We start from the raw sequence: 21,508 nt of genomic DNA, 5'->3' as shown, positions 1-21,508 counted from the left end.
ATCGGTGACGTTGGTCGGATGAAAAAAAGGCACTGAGCGATGATCGCCAGTGCCTTTTTTTTGCCTGAAAAACTGTTAGCGCGACAGCATGAACGTGTCGTACTCCAGATCTTCCAGCGCCGTGGTCAGCCGGTGTAAGCCCAGCAATACACAGATCAGAAGCGACAGCGTAAACCCGTATCCGAAGAAGCTCGGGCCGAGGTACATGCTGAACAGCGTCAGCATCGCGTTCAACACCGCGAACAGCACGCACAGTTCCAGCACCACGGTGCGTTTGTCCAGATAGAAGAACACGTTGAGCAACGCCATGAACACCACTTGAATGCTCACGCCGATCAGGTCGATGTAGAACAGCGGCAGGTAGTAACTGGAGATACCCAGCCAATCGAGCAAGCGCGGCGCGAACAGGAACAACAGCACCGCCGTCAGGCCCTGGACCTTGCAGATTTCCAGCAAGCCCTGGCGGATCGACAAGGTCATTTCGGTTTTCAGCTGACCGATGTGCTGCAAGGTTTCGCCTTCGCGGATTGCCCGGAACAGACGGTCGTACCACTCGGCAAAATCGGTTTCGATGCGCACCAGAAACACCGCCATGCCAGGGATGATCGCCAGGTACGCGAGGAAAATCGGCAAGTCATAGAGGATCGACGCGCGCAGCGGGCCAACGATTGCGTTGGAGGTGCCGGGGTTGAACCAGAACATGAATTTGTCGATCCAGATGCCCAGGTTGTAGAAGAAACCGGTGGCCAGCAGGCTGAGGAAAACGTTGCGCCGTGCGAGGAAATCGAAGGCGATGAGTTTCTCGGCCCGGTACTCGCGCAGGATGTCGTAGAGGAACAGGAATAGCAGCGTGCTGTGCCCGATCAACAGCGCCAGCAGCAAGCCCGGCATCTGCAGAAAGCTCAGCAGGTAAGCACTCGCGACCATCAGCGTGTAACCCACCAACATCACCAGCAAGATGCGGTTATAGGCCTTCATCCCCGAGAGGAAGATGATCACCAGCCACAAGTTGCACAGCACCACAAAGTTGGCCAACACCAACACGCGGTAGATCAGCGGCTGGTCGAACAACAGACCCAGTACGATGATACCCAGCAGCCCCGCGCCCAAGGTGACCAGCAACAACACGCCCAACAGGTTGGGCAGGATCTGATCGTACTTGTGCTCGAACAACCGGTCGGACACGAAGCGGGTGAAGAACAACTGCAGGCCGCCCGTGAGGATCAGCGAGGTGGCCATCAGGTACGTCACCGTCACCAGAAACTGCCCGACCAAGGCGTTCGGCAGCAGCAAGCCGATACTGATGATCCCCACCAGCATCACGCTGATGATCGACAACACCCACGGCCCGGAGCTGATCAGCCCTGCGTAGACGTAGGCGTGCAACGTCGCGGTGTAGGAATCACGCGAAAGGATTTTTCGCAGTTCGAAGCCAATCCCGGCCATTTAACTGTTCTCCATGGCAGCTTGATACAAGTCGCGATAACGCTGCAGCATCAAGGCTTCGGTGTAGTAACGAGTGACCCGCAACAAGCCACTGGCCTGAGCGGCCTGCCAGCGTTGCGGGCTGCGCAGCAGTTCGAGGATCGCCGCGCTGGTGGCTTGCGGGTCGGCAATCGCCACCACTTTGCCGGCGTGCCCAAGGTCACGGTCTTCGGCGCTGCCGCCTTCGATCAACTCACGGCACGAGCCGACGTCGCTGCTGACCACCGGCGTACCGGCGGCCCAGGCTTCAAGGATCACCAGCGGTTGCGCCTCGCTGATCGAGGTCAGCACCATCAGGCCGAGTTTCGGCAAGATCTCCTGAATGCGCTGGAAGCCGAGGAAATGCACCTTGCCCTCCAGGCCCAGGCTGGCCATCAGGCTGCGGCATTCGCTGACGTATTCCGGGTCTTCCTCTTCCGGGCCGACGATCCAGCCCTCGGCGTGCGGCATGGCGCTGATCACACCGCGCATGGCCCGCAGAAAGGTTTTGACGTCCTTGATCGGCACCACACGGCCGATCAGGCCGACGACCGGCGCAATGCCGTGGGCACGGGATTCCAGCGCGGCGGTCCACACCGGCAGGTCGATACCGTTCGGAATCACCTGGGTGCGGGACGCCATGGCGCCGTCCTTGATCTGCCGCTGACGGTTGCCGTCGTACAGCGCGATGATGTTGTCGGCGCTGTTGTACGTCAGCTGGCCGATGCGTTCAAAGAAGCGTACCCACAAGGTGCGGATATAACCCGAACCGGCATCAAGGCTGCGGTTCAGCGCCTGGCCGGAACTCTCGGCGATCCAGCTGGCCTGGGCCAGGTCGATCTTGCGTTCCTTGGTGTAGATGCCGTGCTCGCTGAGCAAATAGGTGCAGTTCCAGCGTTGCTTGAGGATGCACCCGAGAAAACCCGCGTAGCCGGTAGAGATCGAATGCAGCACCCGCGCTTTCGGCATCCGTCGTGCGGCTTCGGCGAGCATCAGCAACGGCGACTGCATCGAGCGCAGGGTCCAGAAATAATTGACGAAGGACGGGTCGGCGCAATGCTGGCGGTAGCCTTCGCTCAGGGTTTCCCAACTGGCGCGGCTGCGCAGCACATCGTCGAGGGTCATGTGGCCCTGGGCGATGCAGTCGAGCAAGCGTTCGCCCATGTCGAGGTCAGGCGCGTCCGGGTGATGCAGGAAGCGATACAAGTCCTGAAGTTGCTGTTGGTCAGCCTCGCGCGGATCGCCCAGCGTCTTGGTCGGATGCGTGGCATCTTCGAGGAACACTTCTTCGATGTGCAGCACGTTGGCCGGCACGTCATAGCGGCGCGCCGAATACGCCTGACGCTGCCCGCCGATGAACATCACCGAGAAGGTCAATTCCGGCAGGCCGAGGATCATCTGGTGAATCCAGCTGGAAACGCCGCCGCGCACGTAAGGCCAGGTGCCTTCGAGCAGCAGGCAGATGTCGGCAACAGGTGCCTGTTCCTTGTGACTCATGTCCAGCTCCTGACCAATGCAGCGAACGGTGGCCGCTGACGGGTTTCCTCGGGAAGCCGCGCGAGCAGTCCGGGAATTTCATGATAACGACCGGCCTCGAAGGCCAGTTCTGCATGGAACGGCAGCACCTGCGCTGCGCCCATGCCATTTTCCTGGGCCTGACGGAGCAGCACTTCAGCGCGCTCGATGTCGCCACGCTCCAGCGCGATGCGCCCGGCCAGCAGAAACAACTCACCGCCCTCGCCTGCTTCCAGGCCCAGTTCGGCATGTTCGCTGGCTTGATTGAGTACGTGATCCAGCACACTGCCTTGCGCCAGCCCCAGATACGCCAGCTCCCAATACCAGCGCGCCAACCGGCCATGCAGCGCACCCGCCGCTTTGGTGTTGGCGTCGGGCAGTTCGCCGAGGGCGATCTGGATGTGCAGGTTGATGTCGCTTTCCTGCTTGTCGAGCATCGAGTACGCCAGCAAGCGCACGTCGTCGCTCGGGTCGGCCAGCGCCAGTTTCAGGATCGGCACGGCTTCTTTGCCGGGCATGCGTCGGGTGGCCAGCAACGCGGCCAGACGCTGGTCCGGATCGGGCGCATGACGCAACACGTCCTGCAAACCGCCATCGGCAAATACCGGTTTGTGCAATTGCAGTTGCGCCCGATACGGCAGCTTCGGAATGCCTACCGCTTGCCATGCCTGCTTGTCGCGTTTGCGCGGCAGGTACAGCGCCGGGAAAATCGCCGCGACCACACCGACCGCCCCGAGTACCGGCACAAAGAACGCCAGGCTGAAGATGAACAGTGGGCTCCACGGCAGCGGCGAGCGGTAACGCGCCGGCAACAGCAACCACACCGCCGCGCACAACATCACGCAGGCCAGGCCATGGCTCAAGGTGAACACCAGCAATTGTCGTAACTCGGGCGCCGGGAGCCACAAGCTGGCCCAACTGCCCGCCTCTAACAACAAGGCTCCGCTAAACAGCCACTTGCTGATCATTCAGGCCACACTCGTTGAACAGGAAATTACGCAGCCCGTTGCGTTCACAGCCAGGCTCCAGGTTGAACGGCAACACACGCACGCCAAGGCTTTCCAGGCTGCTTTCGATACCAAAGTGCTCGTGCAGCAACAGGTTGATTCGGGCCAGATACCCTTCGCTGCCTTGCGGACTGGTCAATGGCAGCAGCACCAGCAACAACGAATGATCGCGGTCGTTACGCAGCGACAATTGCAGATCGAGACCGCGCTGGCTGCGCTCAAACAAACGCGCCAGCTCATCGTTGGGACGGGTCATTTCAAAGGCAAACAGGCCGGCCGCCAGCTTGTGCTGCTCAACATCCACCAGCGAGCGCTTGAGTTGCAGCGTGAAGTGCTGCGCATCGGCGTCGGCCAGTTGCAGCACTTGCGGGTCGCGGCGCAGCAGGTCGGCGATGTGTCCGGCGAGCAAGGCCAACAGGCTCAACGTACGATCCTGGAAGGCGAAGAACGGCATCTGCCGCACCGCCAGAATCGCCAGCAAGCGACCTTCGGCATCGATCAGCGGAATGCACGCCTGCAACGACGAGAACTGCGCCGAGCTGCCGGCATCGATCAATTCCTGACGCACGCTGACCAGCTCGCCACGCTCAAGGCACAGCTTGACCAGACCGTCTTCGGTGCCCAACGGCCCCATGATGCCGATGGTCGCCAAGGCTTCGGGCAAGACGTTTTCTTCACACTCGTCGACGCGGTACAAACCGGCCACGCGCAACGCGCCGTACTGACCGAGCATGGTCACGATCGGGTCGGCCAGCGCGGCCAGTGCATCACCTTCTTCCGGCATTACTCGCAGTTTGTCGCGCAAGCCCAGCAAGGAGCTGCGCAAACTCTGATCGCTGCCCGCCACGCGCTGCTCCAGCAGGTCGTGGGAGACCCGCAGAATCTGGTGCGCGCGGGTGAATTCGTCGAGACGGTACTGGCGGTAATCGTTGGCCATCTGCAGACGCTGCAAGCGCCGTTCCCACAGATCGCGAACCTCGCCCACCAGCATGCCGCTGACCAGCACGCCGACGATGAACGACGGATCGAGCTGCTCGTAGCCTTCATGCCCGACATAGCGCAGGGCGAACATCGCCATCACCAGCAGACTGGCGCTGACCAGGCCGCGCACAAAACCGTAGCGCACACCGAGCAGCAATGGCGCCAACACCGGCCAGGGGAAACCGGCGTGCATTTGCAGCGGGTCCTGCGGGGTCAGCCACAAGCCGAGGCCGACGGCCCCGCCGGTCACCAACAGCGTTTCCAGCCAGGACACCGGGCCGCTGGCACGCGGCGCGAGGCTGTAATCCATGTGAGGAGAATTCATTGCATTCACTCGAACCGAAGGGCGCCAACAAGTGTGTCGAGCACCGTTTGCGCGGTGCCGGCGAGGCTTTCACGGGACCAACCGGCGCGCGCACCGCTTTTGCTCCAGAGCACACGACCGCTGCTGGCTTCGAGCACGCGCAGGCTGATGCCCACCGCCGGTTCGCCGTCCAGACCGTTCTTGTACTGCCACTCTTCAACGCTGCCGGAGACCACGTAATCGAGCTTCTGATCACGGGCCCAATCGAGGGCGCCGGCCAGGCGTTCGTTGTCGTCCATCAGCGCTTGTTCGCCCTGGGTGCTGGCCGGGTAAACCCGTGGTTGCAGACCGTGGCTGCTGAGCACGCTGAGCAGAATTTGCTCACTGCGCTCGCCGGCCTGCGGGGTCTGCGAATAGTTGACCATCGGCACCACGCCCCACTTCGCAGTACGCGGCAGATTGGGGCTGGTGTCGCCGGTGAAGCTGGCGCAACCGGCGACGAACAGGACTGCCAGAGCCAGGCTCAGATTACGAATTGCTTGCATCAGTTTTTCTCCCGTAAACATTTCATGATCAGCGTCCGAATCGCACGCCGTAGCTCACACCCAGTGTTCCGCCCGCCTGACCATCCCCGCCTTGTGGCGCGGATTGGTAGCCGAAGGTCAGGGCCAATTCGTCATCGCCCAGCACTTCGACGCCGATCCCGGTGTTGATGCCGTAGTTGAAGGTTTGATCCAGCCATTGCCAGCCCGCCGTGACGTCCACCAGCCAGGTGTATTGCGGACGAGTGCGCACCAGCGCGCCCGGCAAACCGCGACGCCAGGAGCTGCCGACATAGAGTTGGCCGTAACGGCTTTGCAGCAGATCTTCGGCCGTGACGACCGCTGGATCATCCGAGTTATCAACGCTTTTCACCGGGCCGCCGTTGGCGCTGGACAGGTAATCCAGGGTGCGGTCCTTGACGTTGTTGTGCTGATAATCGACACCGCTGCGCACGGTCCAGTTAGGCCCGGCGAACTCCAGCGTGTGGTTGTATTCCATCTTCAGCGCCTGGCCGTTGCCCAGGGAATCGCCCGCGCGGGTGGAGAAGGATTTCTGCGCCACTTCCCAACTGATCTGATCCCGCGCCGACAAGCCGTGACGACCGCCGAGCCACAGGCTGTCGTGTTGGCCGAAAGCGCGCATCAAGCCGCTGTCTTCGCTCTTGCGATTCCAGTCCAGGCCCGCTTCGATCTGGTCACTGACGTCCAGCTGCCAGATCCGCGACAGGCCCAGGCCATTGCGGTCGTCGTCCTTGCGCTGACTGGTGTCGGCGAACAACTTGTAACTGCCGTCCTCGACGAAACGCTGCAAGGTCAGGCCGGCGTTATTCTCGTCGCCCATGCGCGATTCAATCAGTTGATCGCTGTTGTACGTGCCCTGCTCCAGCTCAAGGTTGGCGTACCACTGATCGCCCAGATTGTGCGCCACTTGCAGGCGCGGGCCGTTGAATTCCAGGCCGCCGAAATCCTGTTGATGCCAGGACAACTGCGCGCCTTGCGGCGTCAATTCCTGAAGTTCCACGGCTTGGCGACGCAATTGCTCACGTACCGCGGCCGGTTGATCGTCACCCAATGCGGATTCGTTAAGGTCGAGGGCTTCGGCGTATCGGCCAAGACGACTGAGGGCCTGCGCACGTTGCGCCGGGTTCAGGTCGTTGCTGGCCAACAGGGTTTCGACCTGCTGCTTGTTGCGGCTGCGCAAGGCTTGCTGAATCTCTTCATAGCGCTCGACCTTCAAGCCCTGGCTGCGTGCCCAATCCAGCCACTGGTCTTTCTGCGATTCCTGGTTCGTCGCGTCGAGACGCGCCAGCAACCGTTCAAACCACAATTGCAGCATCGCCGGCGAACCGTCCTTCCACTGCGCGACTTCATTCGCTGCTTTGCCCGGCGAATAGCTGCTGGCCATGAGACGCAACCAGATCGCATAACGCTGGGAAGACGGTTTGATCTCTTCACCCTCAGGGCTGCGCAGCAACTTCAGGCGCAGGCGTTGGGCCGCATCGCGATAACCGGCGCTTTCGAGGGCATCGGCATACGCCGCACGCACCAGCCAATCCTGCGGACTGGTCTTGAGGTACAGGCGATACCAGGCCAACGCTTCGCTTTCACGACCGAGCAACTGGCTGGCACTGGCGAACGGCAGCCACAGAATCCGGTCTTGCCGCGCTTGCGGGCGCCATTCAGTCAGCAACGGTTTCAGCGCGGTGGTATTGCCCTGATCGATGTAGAGCCACATCAGGCGTTCGCGGAACAGGTTGTCATCCGGGAAACGCGACAGTCCCAACTGATACAAGCGCTGTGCTTCCTCGGTTTGTCCCTGCTGCACCGCCAAAGCACCGCGAATCGCCAATACCTGCGCCTGCTCGTTGGCGTCCGGGTATTGCTCGGCACTCTTGAGCAGGGCGGCGACTTGCGGCCAGTCCTGCAAGTCCTGAGCTTGCTGCAAGGCCTCGACCAGACGCAGCGGATCATGCACGCGCTGCCAACTGCCGACCATCATGGTCAGGGCGCGTTTCGGATCGCTGGTGCGGTACATCGTGATCAGCTGACTTTCGTCGCCACTGTTGAGCGAACCGCGCAGGGCGAGGAGTTTTTCCAGAGACGCTTGCAGCTCGTCGTCGAGTTCCAGAGCCCAGGCCAGCGAGGCTCGCAGACTCCAATATTCCTCGTCGGTGATCTTGCGGTTATCGATCTGCACCACGCCCCACGCCGACTGATTATCAAACAGCTTCAAGTAGGTGTTGGCCCAATCGATGCGTTCGGAGGTGGTCAGTGCAAAACGTTTCGAGTAGCTCTTGTAAGTCTCGGCCTTGTGCGCGTACTGCCCGGTGTTTTCCAGGTTCTGCACCAGACGCGTCCACGCCAGGCGATGGGTCGGGTACTTGTTCAGGTAAGCGCGCAACCAGGCTTCGGCTTCGGTCGGCGTGCCGCGTGATTCGTGGCCGTAGATCAGCGCATCAAGTTCGACGTCAGTCAGCGCACGCTGCTGCATGATGTCGGCGAGCAAAGGAATCGCCTGATCGAAGTCGTACTGCTGGCTCGCCAGACGCCACGCGTGTTCGCGGGTTTGCGGGTCTTCGTGCAGTTTCAGCAAGCGAATCCAATAGGCCAGGGCCGCCTGACCGTCGCCACGCCATTCGCCCAGATGGGCCATTTGCTCGAGCAAGGCCAAGTCATCCGGGTGTTCGGCCACGAGCTGCTCACCGCTTTCCCAGGCACCGGCCAGATCGCCAAGCGCCAGGCGCATGCCGAATTCCTTCCTGAGGATTTGCGGGTTGTCTGGTTGCAAGACTCGCCACTGATCAACGAATCGCTGCGCCAGATCGAAGCGCTGGCTGCCGACGGCGACATCGACGCCCTGCTCCAGCCACGCCGCATCATTTTGCGGATACTTGAGCTGATCCAATTCATCCGCGAGCACCTGCACGGCCTGGTCCCCGTGACCGGCGGCCAACAGGCTGTTGAAGGCCAGTTGTGCGTATTCACGGCGCTCGGAGCCTTTACTGTCCTTTTTCAGTTGCAGATAAATCTCGGCGGCGCGATCCGGTTTCTCACCGGCCAGATACCACTGCGCGGCGGACTTGAGCGACTCGATGCGCTGCGCCGGATCGCGCCCGGCAATTTCTTCGTAGACGCTGGCGGCGAACGCCGGTGCCTGAAGGGTCAGCGCCAGCTTGGCCAGGTTCTGCAATTGCGGCAGCGGCAGCATGCTGTGATCGAAGCCTTGCAGGCGTTCGATCAACGCCTTCTGCGCGACCGGATCGTCAGCCTTCGCCGCTTCCAGCGCATCCAGTTCCAGCCGGTAATACGCCTGCAACCCAAGCTCCGGCTTCGGCCAACTCTCAAGGTGTTGACGCGCCTTGGTGTAGTCGCCGAGACGAATCAACAGGTCGACCAATTGCAGTCGCAAGTGATCGTCGTCCGGGTGCGCCGACAACAGCAGTTCGGCGTAATTGGCCGACACCGCATCCGGTTCACGACCATCGGGCTGGAACACTTCTTCGCGCTGGAACGTCAGCCAAAGGATGCCGCCAACCGCCACGGCCACCACCGCCAATGTCCACGGATTGAGCAGGCGGCTGCTTTTAGTGGCTGAAGACTTAGTTGCAGAAGAGCTGACCATGACTCACCTGCTTCATTGGTAATTGAAAAGTCCACAGGCCGGCGGATGCCTTGCCTGCAAAACGTTGTCCGTCCACTTCAACCCGGCATGTGCCCGAGGCGCGCACGGAGAAGGTCAGATCGACCTGCCCGGCAAACGAAAAGTCCACCTGGCGCTCATCCACGTAGCGCCAGTCCACCAGCGGCAGATTGGCGTCCTCCAGTGCCGGTCTTTCATCCCGATCGGGACGCAATACGAGCAATGCATGGTCGCGGCTCAAGGCCACGTAACGGCCTTGCGGCAAGTCGCGAACACCGGCAACGCCTTGCGAGCGCATCAGGTCCGGCCAGCCCATTTGCGGGTCGAGCCGCACAGTACGCAGTGCGTCGAGCCCACGAATTTGCCAGGCGCCGTCAGCGGTGCGCGCCATGCTCACTTGATACAAACCGTGCAAACGATCGAGGTAATCGCTCATCCACAGCGACATCGGCTGCTGCGTTTTCATGTAGCCGTAGATCTCGCCCATGGCCTTGATCGAGGCCTGCTTGGTGCTCGAGTAGAAGTGGTAATACAGGTGCAAGCCGCGCATACGTCGCGGGCTGTCGGTGAGTTCGAAGGTGTCGATCACATCGCGGAAGCCGTAGTACGGGCCTTTCCACAGGTTGGTGTAGAGGTTCTCGTTGATGATCGGCGCGTAGTACTGCAAACCGCCTTCGGTGGGACGCAGCAACGGGTTCAAACCGGTCAGCGACGGGTTGGCCTTGGTCATCATGGTCTCGGCGCCATTGACGTTTTTCAGGCCGGCGTCGTAAGCCAGTTTGATCGTGGCGGCCGACGGCAACGCATCGCCCGGCCAGAACACCATCTTCACCGGTTTTTCCGGGGTGGTGAGGTGCTGGTTGATGTAGTCGCGCGAGCCAAAAATTTCGCGACGGAAATCAATTTTGTCGTAGCCCGGAATGGCCATTTTCAAGCCGTATTCCGGATGGAAATTTTCACGCTGCTTGGCCAGTTCAGGCTGCAGGAAAAACGGATGGCTGAAGGTGTGCGTGGCGACTTCGACTTTCGGGTCGGCGAACAACTCACGGGCAATCGGCTCCAGCTCGCGGGCGAGAAACGGGAACATCCCGCGTGGCGAAATTTCACCTTCGATCACCGACACCGAGGTCAGAAACGGATTGGGACGAATGAAATCGTCGAGCACCTGCTTGCCGGCGTACGGCGTGCCACGTACTTCGGCGCGCGACGGGAAACCATCGCCGTCGATATGCACGGTGGCGATACGTCGACCATTTTCAGTGGTGGTGTCCGGGCGCGGTTGCACCGGCAGGCGCAGGCTGGCTTGAAGGAACGCGAACGGGTCGAGAATCCAGCGGCTGCGCTCGTTGTTCGCTTCGAGAATGTACGGCGCAAGCGCCAGTCCGCCCCAGTCGGCGACGGCGACCGGCGCAAAGGTCTGGCCGTCGGCGGCGGTCAGCAGCAACGCGGCTTTCGGGCCTTTGGGCAGCAGGGAAATCGCGGTCAGGTCACGGGATCGGGGCTGCACCGGTGCTTCGAACGCTCCGATCAGCGCCTTGTCCTGATAGGTGATGCTCAACGCTTGGGTGGCGATGGGCGCTTCGCGTGTCAGGCCCAGACGCTTGAGCAGCAACGGGTCCAGAATCGGCAGCCCGGAAAAGAACACCACCGGGACTTGCTCGTCCAGGCGCTTGCCGATCCAGGTGTTGAACGCCGGGGCGTCCTGCGGCGGGCCGCTGGTCATCCAAGTGATGACGCCGGCGTACAAACCGCTGAAGCGGTACTGCGGCAGGGTGTTGTCCACCGGCAGGTAATCCACCCGGTAGCCGAGGTATTCGAGCAAGCCGCCGAGCAGGGTGTGGCCGGCGTTGCGGATCAGGTCGCCTTCGCGCGGATCGAACAGCAGCGCGACCCGGCGCGGCTGGACTTCGATGTTGCTGATGCCCATCGAGTCCAGTTCAGGTGTACCAATGTACGGAATGAACCCTTCTTCGCTCAGACGTTTGGCCAGCTTGCGCGCTTCATCGCGACGTTCCGGCGGCAAATAGTCGATGGCCACCAGCGGGATGCCTTTGGCGCGCAACGGCTGGATCTGGGTTTCCAGCCACGCACGGTCGGCCTCAGGCACCGGGCGATAGCGCTTGGCGGTCGCATCCCAACCGGCATGGATCGACTCGACCGCCACCGCGGCGGCCACACCGTCAAGCTCGGGCAGGACTTCAAAGCCACGGTTGAAAAACAGCTTCAGCGTCGGCTGACGCTGGTGCAATTCGCGCAGAAAACTGGCGAGTGCAAGGCGCTGTGTTTCTCGGTCCGCTTCGGGCTGCAACTGGAAACTGTCGAGGGTGTCGAGGAACAACCCGGCATAGCCTTCGGCCTGCAACGTCTTGGCGCGGCCGAACAAATGTTCACGCCACGCCGGCGCTGCCAGGTTCATCACCTGACTGTCCCAGGCGCCGTTGCGCACCGGGCTGACTGCGCCGCCAAGGTGGGCTTTGTCGATGTCAGCCTTGTTGCCGGCGAACTCGCCAATCGACAGGTAAGCGAATGGTTGGCTGCCCAAATCACGCAGGGTTTTCACGTCGCCCTGCCTCATGTGCCCGGGCTCGACCACCGACCAGTCGAACTGTGCGAGCTCCGGAATCGGCGGCTGATCGGCGTACCAGAACGTCACACTAGAGGGCTGTGGCAACGCGGCGGCCTGGGCAGCCGGGCCACTCACGATAAGCGCGATGGCAGCCAACAGCCGTTTGGCGGCCGAGCGGACACGCGTCCTGCGAAAAACGATTTCCATAACGCACTCTTGAGTGTGACTGAGTCGATGCTGATTGAACGTCGTGCCGGGGGACCGGCCGCGTTACAGACTGCGGATTAGCTGCGCCAAACCCTTGCCGATGGTGGTCGGCTCAGGGAGTTTGAAACGCTCGAGCAGGCGAGCGTTGTTGGCACGCGAGTGGCGAATGTCGCCTTGTCGTGGTGCGTGATGAATCACCTTCAACGGGGTGCCGACGACAGTCCCCAATTCGGCGATCAGGTCGTTGAGGCTGGTGGAACGGCTGAGCCCAACGTTGACCGCACCGGGGCTCGGTTCGTTCACTTCCAGGGCCTGGACGAGAATGCTCACCAGGTCTTGGACGTAAACGAAATCGCGGGTCTGCCCACCGTCGCCAAAGATCGCCACCGACTGCTCGGCCATGGCCAGCTTGGTGAAAATGCTGATCACGCCGGAGTACGGCGAAGACGGATCCTGGCGCGGCCCGAAGATATTGAAGAAGCGGAAGATCATCGGTTCCAGGCCGTGTTCGCGGCGATAGAAATCCAGGTAGTACTCACCGGCCAGTTTGTCGGCGGCGTACGGCGTGAGCGGGGATTTCGGCGTGTCTTCGTGAATCGCCGTGCCTTCACCGTTATTGCCGTAAATGGCCGCGCTGGACGCATACACCACGCGCTTGATCCCGGCCTTCGACATGCTCTCGCAGACGTTCAGGGTGCTGACAAAGTTGCTTTGATGAGTGCTGACCGGATCATCCACCGAGGCTTGCACCGAGGCGACCGCCGCCAGGTGAACGACAGCGCTGCAATCGCGCATGGCCTGCTCAACGACAACACCATCCGCCGCATCACCGATGACCAGGTTCAGATTGGCATTGTCCATCGGCAGATTAGCCACTTTGCCGGTCGACAAATTATCCAGCACGCGAACCTTGTAGCCCTTGCCAAGCAACGCTTCAACAAGGTGCGACCCAATAAAACCCGCCCCGCCGGTAACCAGTATTCGCTCGACAAACATGACTTTCTCCCTGAACAGTTGAGCGGATACGAGTGGTTGAATTCCGCCGCTTTTATGGCGCAAGGCCACCAAAACGCGGCCGATAATGGGAGTTCAGAGGGGGACTGTCAATAGTTTGTCTAAACTAACGCCGAACTGGAAAACAGTCATTTATTTGACGGCATTTATTAGATTCAAAGTGTCATGTTATTGCCACGCTTGCCCGACAGACTCGTCTAAACCGGGCTTCTACGTCCGGTTACAAACCCTTCTCCCGTCGACGCTGAACTTGCGTCAGTACTTCAATACTTATCGACACAAGCCACTGGACGATGACCGCAGAATCGAGGCGGATCGCGGCGATATCCAGACCGGGCTTTCTGGGCAGATCCAATCGGTTTTCGGCCGAATTGATTCACTGATCTATCCTTTCGTTTCAGCACTTCGCGGAAACTAATCATGAATCGCTGGATTACCGTCGGTCTGTTTTCAATCATCGCAACTTTTGCGCAGGCTGCCTCCGAGGTCGAACCACGTGTCGAGCAGGTTCCTTTTGATAAAGGCAGCGACAGCGCCAGGTTCGACCAATCCATCAAAGGCCCACTCACCGCGCAATACCGCGTCAGCGCAAAAGCAGGCCAGATACTGACCGTCGACCTCAAACCCTCCAACGCATCGGCGTACTTCAACATCGCCACCAAAGGCCAGGACACCGCGCTGTTCAACGGTTCGATCATGGGTAACCACTTCATGGGCCCGTTGCCTGTTGATGGGGTGTACACGGTCCAGGTGTACCTGATGCGCAATGCGGCGCGGCGCAACGAAGTGGCTAATTACAACCTCTCATTGAACCTCAGCCCGGTGACGGACAGCGCCCAGCCGTTTGATCAAACACTCGAGCTGCAAGGCATACGCTTTCAGGTGAAGGGTGAATGGGTGGACGGGAATCCCGTGGTGCGTATCTCGCCGCAAGGGCTGGAAATCGACAACTCGGCGATCACTCGACCACTGACAGGCAACATTGCCCGCGCAGAAGTCGCCGACCTGGATCGCGATGGTTCGCCGGAGATTTACGTGTTCGCCAGAGCACCGGGGCGCGGGATGCCGGGGGAGTTGGTGGCGTATGCGGCTAACCATAAGAAGTCGCTGAGCGAGATTTACCTTCCGCCGGTTAGTGAGAACGCGAAAGTGGCCGAGGGGTATCAGGGGGAAGATGAGTTTGCAGTGGTGGAGAATGCGCTGGTGCGGCGGTTTCCGGTTTATGACAGTGCGGAGGCTGGGGCGGGGAGGACGGGGAAGATGCGGCAGGTTGAGTATCGGTTGGTGGCTGGGGAGGCTGGGTGGGTTTTGAAGGGGGGTGAGGGGACTGAGTTTTGAGAATCCACGCACGCATAGCATTCAAAATGTTTGCACGCATCTTTTCACATGGATAGTTGAGTAATCCCCTCAGTCCGGTTGAAGCTCTATTTCCGAAGCCCGAGTGCCTAGCCAGAGGGTTATGTAATCAATCACTTGTTGGGCACCCTCTTCCGTTTCAACAAGGTCAATTGGACACCTGTTATCAAGATAAGGATTAGGTTGTCCCATCCACTTGAACGCTCGCCCCTTATCTCCTTTTACTGGAATCGCCAACGCCAGGATTTTGTGCAGCAAATCTGGTCGGGCATACCAGGACTCTGGCTTTACCGTCGGTTTTCGCCCAAGGATCACGCGGGGTAATTGGCTAGATGCAAGCTCGTCCTTGGTGATGTGTGTCCGGACCCAGTGAGCCAAATTGGCAAGCTCGGTGTTCGGTACACGCTCATGATCCGTTGTTGGAATAACCAGTCCAACTTTCACACGAGAATGTTCGCGAATCATTTTTAAAGCTGGAGCTATGTCCGTGTCATTAGTCACGAAAACCACTTGATCGATAGAGCCTGAAAGGGAGTCGTGATAGGCCTCCAGCGAAATATTTACGTCGCTTTGCTTCTCCTCTATTTTCCAGACAAGCATTTCATGACATTCGCGCGGAGCTCGATTCGGATAATTATCGTCCACCGTTTTTACGATGGTTTTACTCACAGAAAAGTAGCCCTCGATAATTTGAACATCATCGGTATACAGCTTCCTTAATGCAGTGTGATAGCGCGCCTGAGATGAAACAGAGTCGCTACCACGTGCCACGCGCTCCACGATTTTTGCTGTGAAATATTTTATTGATGGAGCAGATGAAAGACTCGATATAAGTGTATCCCCCAGTTCGCACCTCAAAAGAATCGATGGAAGTATGCAGCGTTCAAAAAGAGCCACAATGTCGAGCCACTTATAAGGAGTATTTCGCAGACAACCGTAATACAAGTTATAGCCGTCAATATAGATACGCGTTCGCAGAGGTCCGATCTGCAGATTTTGTTGCATTTCCATGCTCCAGATACGAAAAAACCGACTTTCGTCGGCTTTTTCCCCCATTCTCCAGATGGTCACGCCACGCCGGAGATATGGGTTAGTTGTTGACGCAGACTTTAAGCAGTTAAACCACAATCGTCAATGCCCATTTGATGATCATTGAAAGTTGTCGACCTGCCGAGGCAATGAACAAACATTGAGGTATCCGCTTCCTAGCAGTCAACCGACACACCCTGTAGGAATGTAGGTTGGTGAATGTAGTTTGATTCCTCTGACACTTCCAAACCGTATTCCAAGAAACATTCGCTCCCCTGAAAAAATATGTAGTCCAAGTCCTAGGAAACTTCCCGCAACTCGTATCGACTTCCATGAACTGGCGGAAGCGGTTCTGCGTCGATAGCCTTCAGATGTCGCTACAAAACAGCGATCGGCTTTGACAGGCTGAAAACCAGTAACTTTCACTCTTCCTGATAAAACGGCATGCTTACGCGTGTGCATTTTTTTCATGGCGGTTGTGCGTGGGGCATCTTCGGATGCACCGGTTTCTGGTTTGCCGGTCTGTCAACCCGCGTACGGCTGCCACCCATCCCTGTTTGACAGCAGGACCGAGGCGAGACCAAACAACAGCCCGCCGCCTACCAGTGACAGATAGCCGACTTCAGGAATGAATAGCGGCTGACTGACACCAAACACTGCATAGAGCGGCGCCAGTAACAGGCCGAACAAACCGCATGTGATCAAAGACACAAACAACGTCGGTCGACGCCTGAGCAACAACCCCGTGGCATTGACCAGGCACATGCCCATGCGCTGGGACACCCAGCCGATCAGGAAGGCCAGCAGCAGCGATATAAGCAGTGAGAGCACAAGCCTCCTTGTTGCCGGGTTGCGAGTGGGAACAAAGGCATGAAGGACAGATTAGTCGCTGCTCAATCACTTTGGATGAGCCTGCGAACCCCTTCTACACTCAGCTCGATCCCACCTCATGACACCGACCCAAAAAGAGCCCCCATGACCACCCTCGAAAACCGTTTGAAGCAAGGCAAGGATGCTCGCAAAAACTGCTCGCGCAGTGCTCAAGCGTCCATGGGAAAAGTGACCCGTGACCCCATCCCGCTGATCAAGCGGTCCAGCGAAGGCCGGGTGAAGTCGCTGGTCGAGTTGCGGTATGGGCGCATGCTCGTGTCGCCGTTCACCTTCTATCGTGGCAACGCTTTGCTGCAAGCTCACGACCTGGCGACCACGTCCAACATGGGGCTGGTGTCGACGATCTGCGGCGATTGCCACCTGATGAACTTCGGCGGTTTCGCCACACCTGAGCGCAATTTGTTGTTCAGCGTCAATGATTTCGACGAGGTCCACCCCGGCCCTTGGGAGTGGGACGTGAAGCGCCTGGTGGCGAGTTTCATGGTGGCGGCCCGTGATTTGCGCCATGGTGAGACGGTGGAAGAAAACGTCTGTCTCCAGGTTGTGCGCGCCTATCAGGACACCATGCTCGAGTGTGCCCAACAAAGCTCTCTGGAAAACTGGTACGAGTCCATCAATTACGATGATTTGCTCAAGCAGGCGAGCAAAAGCACGCTGGAGCATGTGGAGCGCGCCATCGCAAAAGCCGAGCGGCGGACGCATGCCGAGCTGCTGCCAAAGATCAGCGAGCGTGACGCGAAAGGTCATTTGGTGATTCGCGATGACCTGCCGGAAATTTTCCACCTGCATAAAGACACCACGCTGCTGGATGCCGACGATGACTGGCTGCGCCTCTCGGACTGGCGCCCGTTGTACAAAACGTTCATGAGCGATTACCGAGCCACACTTCAAGCTGACCGGCGGGAGTTGCTGTCACGGTTTCACGTTCACGACATGGCCTTCAAAGTGGTGGGCGTGGGCAGTGTCGGCACCCGTTGCCTGGTGGCGTTGCTGACGGATGAACAGGAGTTCCCGTTGTTCCTGCAATTCAAGGAAGCGCGGCGTTCGGTGCTCGCTGATTACGTGAAGGTCAAATCACGTGTCCGCCATGAGGGGCAGCGCGTGGTCAATGGTCAGCGCTTGATGCAGTCGGCCAGTGACCTGTTCCTCGGCTGGGCCACCGGCCCCAGCGGTCGACACTTTTATGTGCGCCAGTTGCGCGACATGAAGATTTCAGCCGAACTGGAAAACTTCGATGCCGAAGCCTTTGCGGCCTACGGACGTTTGTGTGGTCGCGCCCTCGCCCGCGCGCATGCCAAATCATCCGGGCACGCCTCGCAGATCAGCGGCTACATCGGCAAGAGCGATGCGCTGGCGGAAGCCCTGGTCAAGTATGCAAAAAAGTACACCGACCAGAATGACCGCGACTATGAACGATTCCAGCAAGCCTGCCGCAAAGGCCAGTTGCGCGCGCGTTCAGAGGCGGACTTTGCGGCGGATCACTTGCCGTAGACACACTGGCGCGCGGGCGTTCATCTACATGAACTTTTCTTCACCCCATCGCGCCTCAACAATCGGTACATTGCCCTCGCTCATTCAAGAAACTACGGTTTGCCCGCCCTCCCGCGGGCTTTTTTTTGCCTGAAAGAAAGGGTCGCCATTAGGCTAATGCCGATCAGTAAAGCAATTTCTGCCGCAACGTCATTTTTGTAGGATTGCGATCAGGCTTAACTGATCGGCACTGCCAATGGGTTGGGGTTTTCTATTACTCGATTACTACGCGCCGTTCACATTTCGTTCAGCTCTCATTTCCTATGATCGGCCTCTCAGCTCTCTGTCCGGTCATCGACGTCCATGTCCCGCCCCGCCGCTTCACTGTTTCTGCTTGCCGCTTTGTTGTTCTTCTTCGCGCTGGGCAATTACCAACTGCAAGGTTCCACCGAGGCTCGGGTCGCCGGGATCGCGATGGAAATGCACCTGGATAACGACTGGGTGACACCCCGCTTGTTTGGCGAGCCGTTTCTTGAAAAACCGCCATTAAGTTTGTGGCTCGATGCCGCAGCAATTCGCGTGTTCGGCGGCACACCGTGGGCCGTACGACTGGCGTCGGCTTTTGCCGGGTTGTTCTGCGTGATGATGCTTTACGCGATGCTGCGCCGGTTTGGCCGCCCGAAAGAAATCGCGTGGACGGCGGGTATCCTGCTCGCCACCATGGCCAGTTACTGGAGCAACGTGCGTGGCGTCGGTGAAGACGCCTTGCTGGCATTGGGTGTGACCATGGCATTGCTCGCGCTCTTTCAAGGGCATCGACAGTCGACGCTCGGCAACGCGATGCTGTTTTGCGCAGGGATTGCCATCGCGACCTTGAGCAAAGGCGTGTTGGGCCTGGCGATGCCGGGTGTGGTGATCTTCGCGTACCTGTTGGCCGACACGTTGATCGACAAGCGCCTGAACCTGTCGGCTTGGCTGCGCCCCGCACTGTTGACGCTGTTGGGACTGGCGCCGTTGCTGATCTGGCTCGCCCTGCTTTACCGGCAAAGTGGTGCGCAGGCCGTGACGGATGTGCTGTTGACCAACAGTGTCGGACGCTTCAGCGGCTCGTTCGTCGAGGCCGGCCATTACGAACCGTTCTACTACTACCTGGCCAAGCTGCCGCAAGCGTTTTTGCCATGGAACATTCTGGTGTACCTGGGGCTGTGGCATTTCCGTAAAAGCCTGATGGCCAATCGTTACTTGTTGTTTTTCACGCTGTGGCTGCTGGCACAGTTCGCCATGCTGACGCTGGCCTCAAGCAAACGCACCGTGTACCTGATGTCGATGACACCGGCGGCAGCGGTGATTGCGGCGGAATACGCGAGCGTGCTCTACGCAAAACTGAAGACGCGTGAAACCGCCGCCTCCCTGTTGGGCTGCATCGCACGGTATCGACGGGGTGGGGTGATCGGCGTGTTCGCCGTGGTGATTGGCGGCTACCTTGGCGCCGCACAATGGGCGATGCCGCTGGCGGATCGCACGTTATCCTTTGTGCCGCTGATCGCACAGATTCAGACCATGCAGGCCAATGGACAACTCGTCGCCTTGTTCCAGGCCAATGAGCGGGTGGGCGGCGCCAGTGTGTTCTACAGCCAGCGCCTGCTCAAAGGCCTGGACACTGACGCGCAACTGCATGAGTTTCTGGCGGCATCAGCGTCCAACGTCGCGGTCATGTCCGGTGATACCGAACCGGCCGCACCGTTGAAAGTGCTCAAGACAATGACGGTGGGGCGACAGGCTTACTACTTTGTGAGTCTGTAGCCACATAAACATTGGAGCGCTCGGCCTTTTGCAGCACCGGCACATCCAGCCTGGCCCGACCGTAAAACGCCAGGGCTGTCAGCAAGCACGCCAGCCAGACAAAGATCCCGGCCCAGAAGGTGTGGGACATGTAGTGCCAGCCTTGCAGAACCCGCGTAGTGCCGTAAACGAAACCCAGCACCAACGAAAACCACAACACCGCTTTGGAAAAACGCCATTGGTAGCGGCGCGCAACGAAATACAGCGCAAGCATGGTGAAACCGCCCGACGCATGCCCACCCGGCCAGCAGCGACCGTCACCGGCTTCCCGGAACAGCTGGAAGTTGTTGTACCACTCCATGTGGGCAATCTTGCCGCCGTAGAGGGTCGTTTCAATCGGGCAGTACACGCTGGTGTGTGCCTTGAGGAAATGGATCACGCCGGTGCACACGGCAAATGCCACCACCACAAAGATAAAGTCACGGCGATGGTCGGCGGTAAACCGCAGCACCGGGGCGGCTTTGATCCGCTCCAGGAATTGACCGATACGCGGACGTTTTTGCGGGTTGACCAGTGGCCAGACAAACGAAAGCAACATGCCGATCAAGGCGATTTCACCGGTCCAGTTCGGAATGATCCGCGCCCACTTGTGCGTGAGCTTCTCGAAGAAGTGAACCTTGTCGAGCGGGAAGGTCTGGGTGGCCGGGTCAAAAAGAAGGTTGCTGAACCAGATGTCGATTTTTGTCATGTCGAACATCAGGAAAACCACGGCCGCGCAGGCGAGCGCAATACCAAAGTTCACCCAGTAAAAGCGGTGGCGGGAAAAATTCAGCATTGTGTGTCCTGATCCAGAGAAAAAGTCATTCGGTGGTTACCGTGTGCCAATCGGAGGCTTCAATGAAACCCAACATGTGTGTCGTTTGCGGTGTTGAAGCGGAGATAAACAATGAGGCGCCGTAACCCAGGGTCGACGTCGGCAACTTGAGGTCTTTTTCAAGTTGCGCCATGCATTCACTGTGGGTCACCAGCACCAAATTGCGGCCCGCCACTTTGTGCGCCAGGGCATCACGCAACATAGTGCCCTTGCAACTGATTAGCCAGTCTTCACCGACGCCTGCCTTGCTGAACATGAAATTGGCGGTCTGCGCAGTGCGCAGGATCGGACTGTTGTAAACGTCCGCCTTGCTCATTCCGAGGCGCTGGAACTGCTCGCCGACACTGACCGCAACGCTACGGGAACGCTCGGTGATGCCATCATCGCCTGCCAGGCAAGGGGCCGGGGAGTGATCACAGCGTTCGACATGGCGCACCAGCACGATCATGTCACCCTTGGCCCAACCGTCCATCAGTGCCTTGGCACCCGCAACATTGTCATGGGCCAGGTCCGGCACGGCGGCAGGCTGCAACAGCCAGATCGTCAACGGAATCACCAACAGCGCCGACGCCAGCACCACCGCCGCATTGCGATAGCGGGCATAGCGGCTCAAATCGATCGAGCGTTTTATCCCGAGTAGATTCAGTCTCAATTCCACACCAAGCCGCCTCGCCGGCACGTACCGCGCTCATTAAATCCGCTGAGACTAGAGAGGCAAGCGTCGGCAGCGGGTGAAACGTATGTGAAAAAAAGCTTAAAAGCTGCGCAAAGTCTTGTTACAGGTTGCGCCCTGAAAAATCCTTTCAGCTCTCGTGGATGCGGCCGATACAGACCTGCTACCTACCTTGCTGGCTCCCAAAAACAAC

General features: G+C 59.2%; 15 protein-coding genes. 3 read left to right on the top strand and 12 right to left on the bottom strand.

All coding sequences use genetic code 11. From position 1 onward, the window contains the following. Nucleotides 1-75: 75 nt before the first annotated feature. The 8 genes from pelG to D882_RS0117495 form a co-directional block, all read right to left on the bottom strand. Complete coding sequence (pelG, locus tag D882_RS0117530; protein ID WP_027924428.1) at nucleotides 76-1,446, bottom strand: exopolysaccharide Pel transporter PelG; 1,371 nt, start codon at nucleotides 1,444-1,446, stop codon at nucleotides 76-78. Continuing rightward, nucleotides 1,447-2,961, bottom strand: coding sequence for a GT4 family glycosyltransferase PelF (gene pelF, locus D882_RS0117525; protein ID WP_027924427.1), 1,515 nt, complete (start codon nucleotides 2,959-2,961; stop codon nucleotides 1,447-1,449). Beyond that, complete coding sequence (locus tag D882_RS0117520; protein ID WP_027924426.1) at nucleotides 2,958-3,947, bottom strand: hypothetical protein; 990 nt, start codon at nucleotides 3,945-3,947, stop codon at nucleotides 2,958-2,960. The genes pelF and D882_RS0117520 overlap by 4 nt, the downstream gene beginning before the upstream one ends. Then, a complete protein-coding gene (locus D882_RS0117515; RefSeq protein WP_027924425.1) occupies nucleotides 3,925-5,292 on the bottom strand; it encodes a PelD GGDEF domain-containing protein in 1,368 nt (455 codons plus the stop codon). The genes D882_RS0117520 and D882_RS0117515 overlap by 23 nt, the downstream gene beginning before the upstream one ends. 5 nt (nucleotides 5,293-5,297) lie before the next feature. Beyond that, a complete protein-coding gene (locus tag D882_RS0117510; protein WP_027924424.1) occupies nucleotides 5,298-5,816 on the bottom strand; it encodes a hypothetical protein in 519 nt (172 codons plus the stop codon). Nucleotides 5,817-5,844: 28 nt separating this feature from the next. Beyond that, nucleotides 5,845-9,435, bottom strand: a complete 3,591-nt coding sequence (locus D882_RS0117505; protein ID WP_027924423.1) for a tetratricopeptide repeat protein — start codon at nucleotides 9,433-9,435, stop codon at nucleotides 5,845-5,847. Then, a complete protein-coding gene (locus D882_RS0117500; RefSeq protein WP_027924422.1) occupies nucleotides 9,413-12,226 on the bottom strand; it encodes a bifunctional glycoside hydrolase 114/ polysaccharide deacetylase family protein in 2,814 nt (937 codons plus the stop codon). Before D882_RS0117500 ends, D882_RS0117505 begins: the two co-directional genes overlap by 23 nt. Before the next feature lie 63 nt (nucleotides 12,227-12,289). Beyond that, nucleotides 12,290-13,222 (bottom strand): NAD-dependent epimerase/dehydratase family protein, encoded by a 933-nt coding sequence (locus D882_RS0117495; RefSeq protein ID WP_027924421.1) that lies wholly within the window; start codon nucleotides 13,220-13,222, stop codon nucleotides 12,290-12,292. 438 nt (nucleotides 13,223-13,660) lie between these two features. Here D882_RS0117495 and D882_RS0117490 point away from each other — a divergent pair, with 438 nt between their 5' ends. Then, nucleotides 13,661-14,578: a hypothetical protein gene (locus D882_RS0117490; RefSeq protein ID WP_027924420.1), complete on the top strand. Its 918-nt coding sequence runs from the start codon at nucleotides 13,661-13,663 to the stop codon at nucleotides 14,576-14,578. Between the two features lie 69 nt (nucleotides 14,579-14,647). On the opposite strand, the gene D882_RS0117485 is transcribed toward D882_RS0117490, so the two are convergent. After that, entirely contained in the window at nucleotides 14,648-15,601 is a 954-nt protein-coding gene (locus D882_RS0117485; RefSeq protein WP_027924419.1) for an antitoxin Xre/MbcA/ParS toxin-binding domain-containing protein, read from the bottom strand. Nucleotides 15,602-16,150: 549 nt separating this feature from the next. Continuing rightward, on the bottom strand, nucleotides 16,151-16,456 hold the full coding sequence (locus D882_RS0117480; RefSeq protein WP_027924418.1) for a hypothetical protein: 306 nt from the start codon (nucleotides 16,454-16,456) through the stop codon (nucleotides 16,151-16,153). 144 nt (nucleotides 16,457-16,600) lie between these two features. On the opposite strand from D882_RS0117480, the gene D882_RS0117475 reads away from it, so the two are divergent. Then, nucleotides 16,601-18,007 carry a DUF2252 domain-containing protein gene (locus D882_RS0117475; protein ID WP_027924417.1) on the top strand — a complete coding sequence of 469 codons (1,407 nt, stop codon included), beginning with the start codon at nucleotides 16,601-16,603 and terminating at the stop codon, nucleotides 18,005-18,007. A gap of 342 nt (nucleotides 18,008-18,349) precedes the next feature. Then, nucleotides 18,350-19,789, top strand: coding sequence for a glycosyltransferase family 39 protein (locus D882_RS0117470; protein WP_027924416.1), 1,440 nt, complete (start codon nucleotides 18,350-18,352; stop codon nucleotides 19,787-19,789). Here D882_RS0117470 and D882_RS0117465 read toward each other — a convergent pair. Together D882_RS0117465 and D882_RS0117460 are read right to left on the bottom strand one after the other, a co-directional pair. Next, nucleotides 19,740-20,603 carry a phosphatase PAP2 family protein gene (locus tag D882_RS0117465; RefSeq protein ID WP_027924415.1) on the bottom strand — a complete coding sequence of 288 codons (864 nt, stop codon included), beginning with the start codon at nucleotides 20,601-20,603 and terminating at the stop codon, nucleotides 19,740-19,742. The genes D882_RS0117470 and D882_RS0117465 overlap by 50 nt on opposite strands. A gap of 25 nt (nucleotides 20,604-20,628) precedes the next feature. Beyond that, on the bottom strand, nucleotides 20,629-21,300 hold the full coding sequence (locus D882_RS0117460) for a histidine phosphatase family protein (RefSeq protein WP_027924414.1): 672 nt from the start codon (nucleotides 21,298-21,300) through the stop codon (nucleotides 20,629-20,631). Nucleotides 21,301-21,508: the final 208 nt, after the last annotated feature.

Source organism: Pseudomonas sp. URMO17WK12:I12 (assembly GCF_000514395.1).
In the GTDB taxonomy this organism is placed as follows: domain Bacteria; phylum Pseudomonadota; class Gammaproteobacteria; order Pseudomonadales; family Pseudomonadaceae; genus Aquipseudomonas; species Aquipseudomonas mucoides.
The sequence above is the reverse complement of the archived record's forward strand: the minus strand, read 5'-3'. Positions and strand labels throughout refer to the sequence as shown.

What these genes read in the sequence shown, in the direction of transcription:
- D882_RS0117465 (WP_027924415.1), bottom strand. Translation starts at nt 20,603, where the DNA reads ATGCTGAATTTTTCCCGCCACCGCTTTTACTGGGTGAACTTTGGTATT.
- D882_RS0117505 (WP_027924423.1), bottom strand. Translation starts at nt 9,435, where the DNA reads ATGGTCAGCTCTTCTGCAACTAAGTCTTCAGCCACTAAAAGCAGCCGC.
- D882_RS0117515 (WP_027924425.1), bottom strand. Translation starts at nt 5,292, where the DNA reads ATGAATTCTCCTCACATGGATTACAGCCTCGCGCCGCGTGCCAGCGGC.
- D882_RS0117490 (WP_027924420.1), top strand. Translation starts at nt 13,661, where the DNA reads ATGAATCGCTGGATTACCGTCGGTCTGTTTTCAATCATCGCAACTTTT.
- D882_RS0117485 (WP_027924419.1), bottom strand. Translation starts at nt 15,601, where the DNA reads ATGCAACAAAATCTGCAGATCGGACCTCTGCGAACGCGTATCTATATT.
- D882_RS0117510 (WP_027924424.1), bottom strand. Translation starts at nt 5,816, where the DNA reads ATGCAAGCAATTCGTAATCTGAGCCTGGCTCTGGCAGTCCTGTTCGTC.
- pelG (WP_027924428.1), bottom strand. Translation starts at nt 1,446, where the DNA reads ATGGCCGGGATTGGCTTCGAACTGCGAAAAATCCTTTCGCGTGATTCC.
- D882_RS0117470 (WP_027924416.1), top strand. Translation starts at nt 18,350, where the DNA reads ATGTCCCGCCCCGCCGCTTCACTGTTTCTGCTTGCCGCTTTGTTGTTC.
- D882_RS0117475 (WP_027924417.1), top strand. Translation starts at nt 16,601, where the DNA reads ATGACCACCCTCGAAAACCGTTTGAAGCAAGGCAAGGATGCTCGCAAA.
- pelF (WP_027924427.1), bottom strand. Translation starts at nt 2,961, where the DNA reads ATGAGTCACAAGGAACAGGCACCTGTTGCCGACATCTGCCTGCTGCTC.
- D882_RS0117500 (WP_027924422.1), bottom strand. Translation starts at nt 12,226, where the DNA reads ATGGAAATCGTTTTTCGCAGGACGCGTGTCCGCTCGGCCGCCAAACGG.
- D882_RS0117495 (WP_027924421.1), bottom strand. Translation starts at nt 13,222, where the DNA reads ATGTTTGTCGAGCGAATACTGGTTACCGGCGGGGCGGGTTTTATTGGG.
- D882_RS0117520 (WP_027924426.1), bottom strand. Translation starts at nt 3,947, where the DNA reads ATGATCAGCAAGTGGCTGTTTAGCGGAGCCTTGTTGTTAGAGGCGGGC.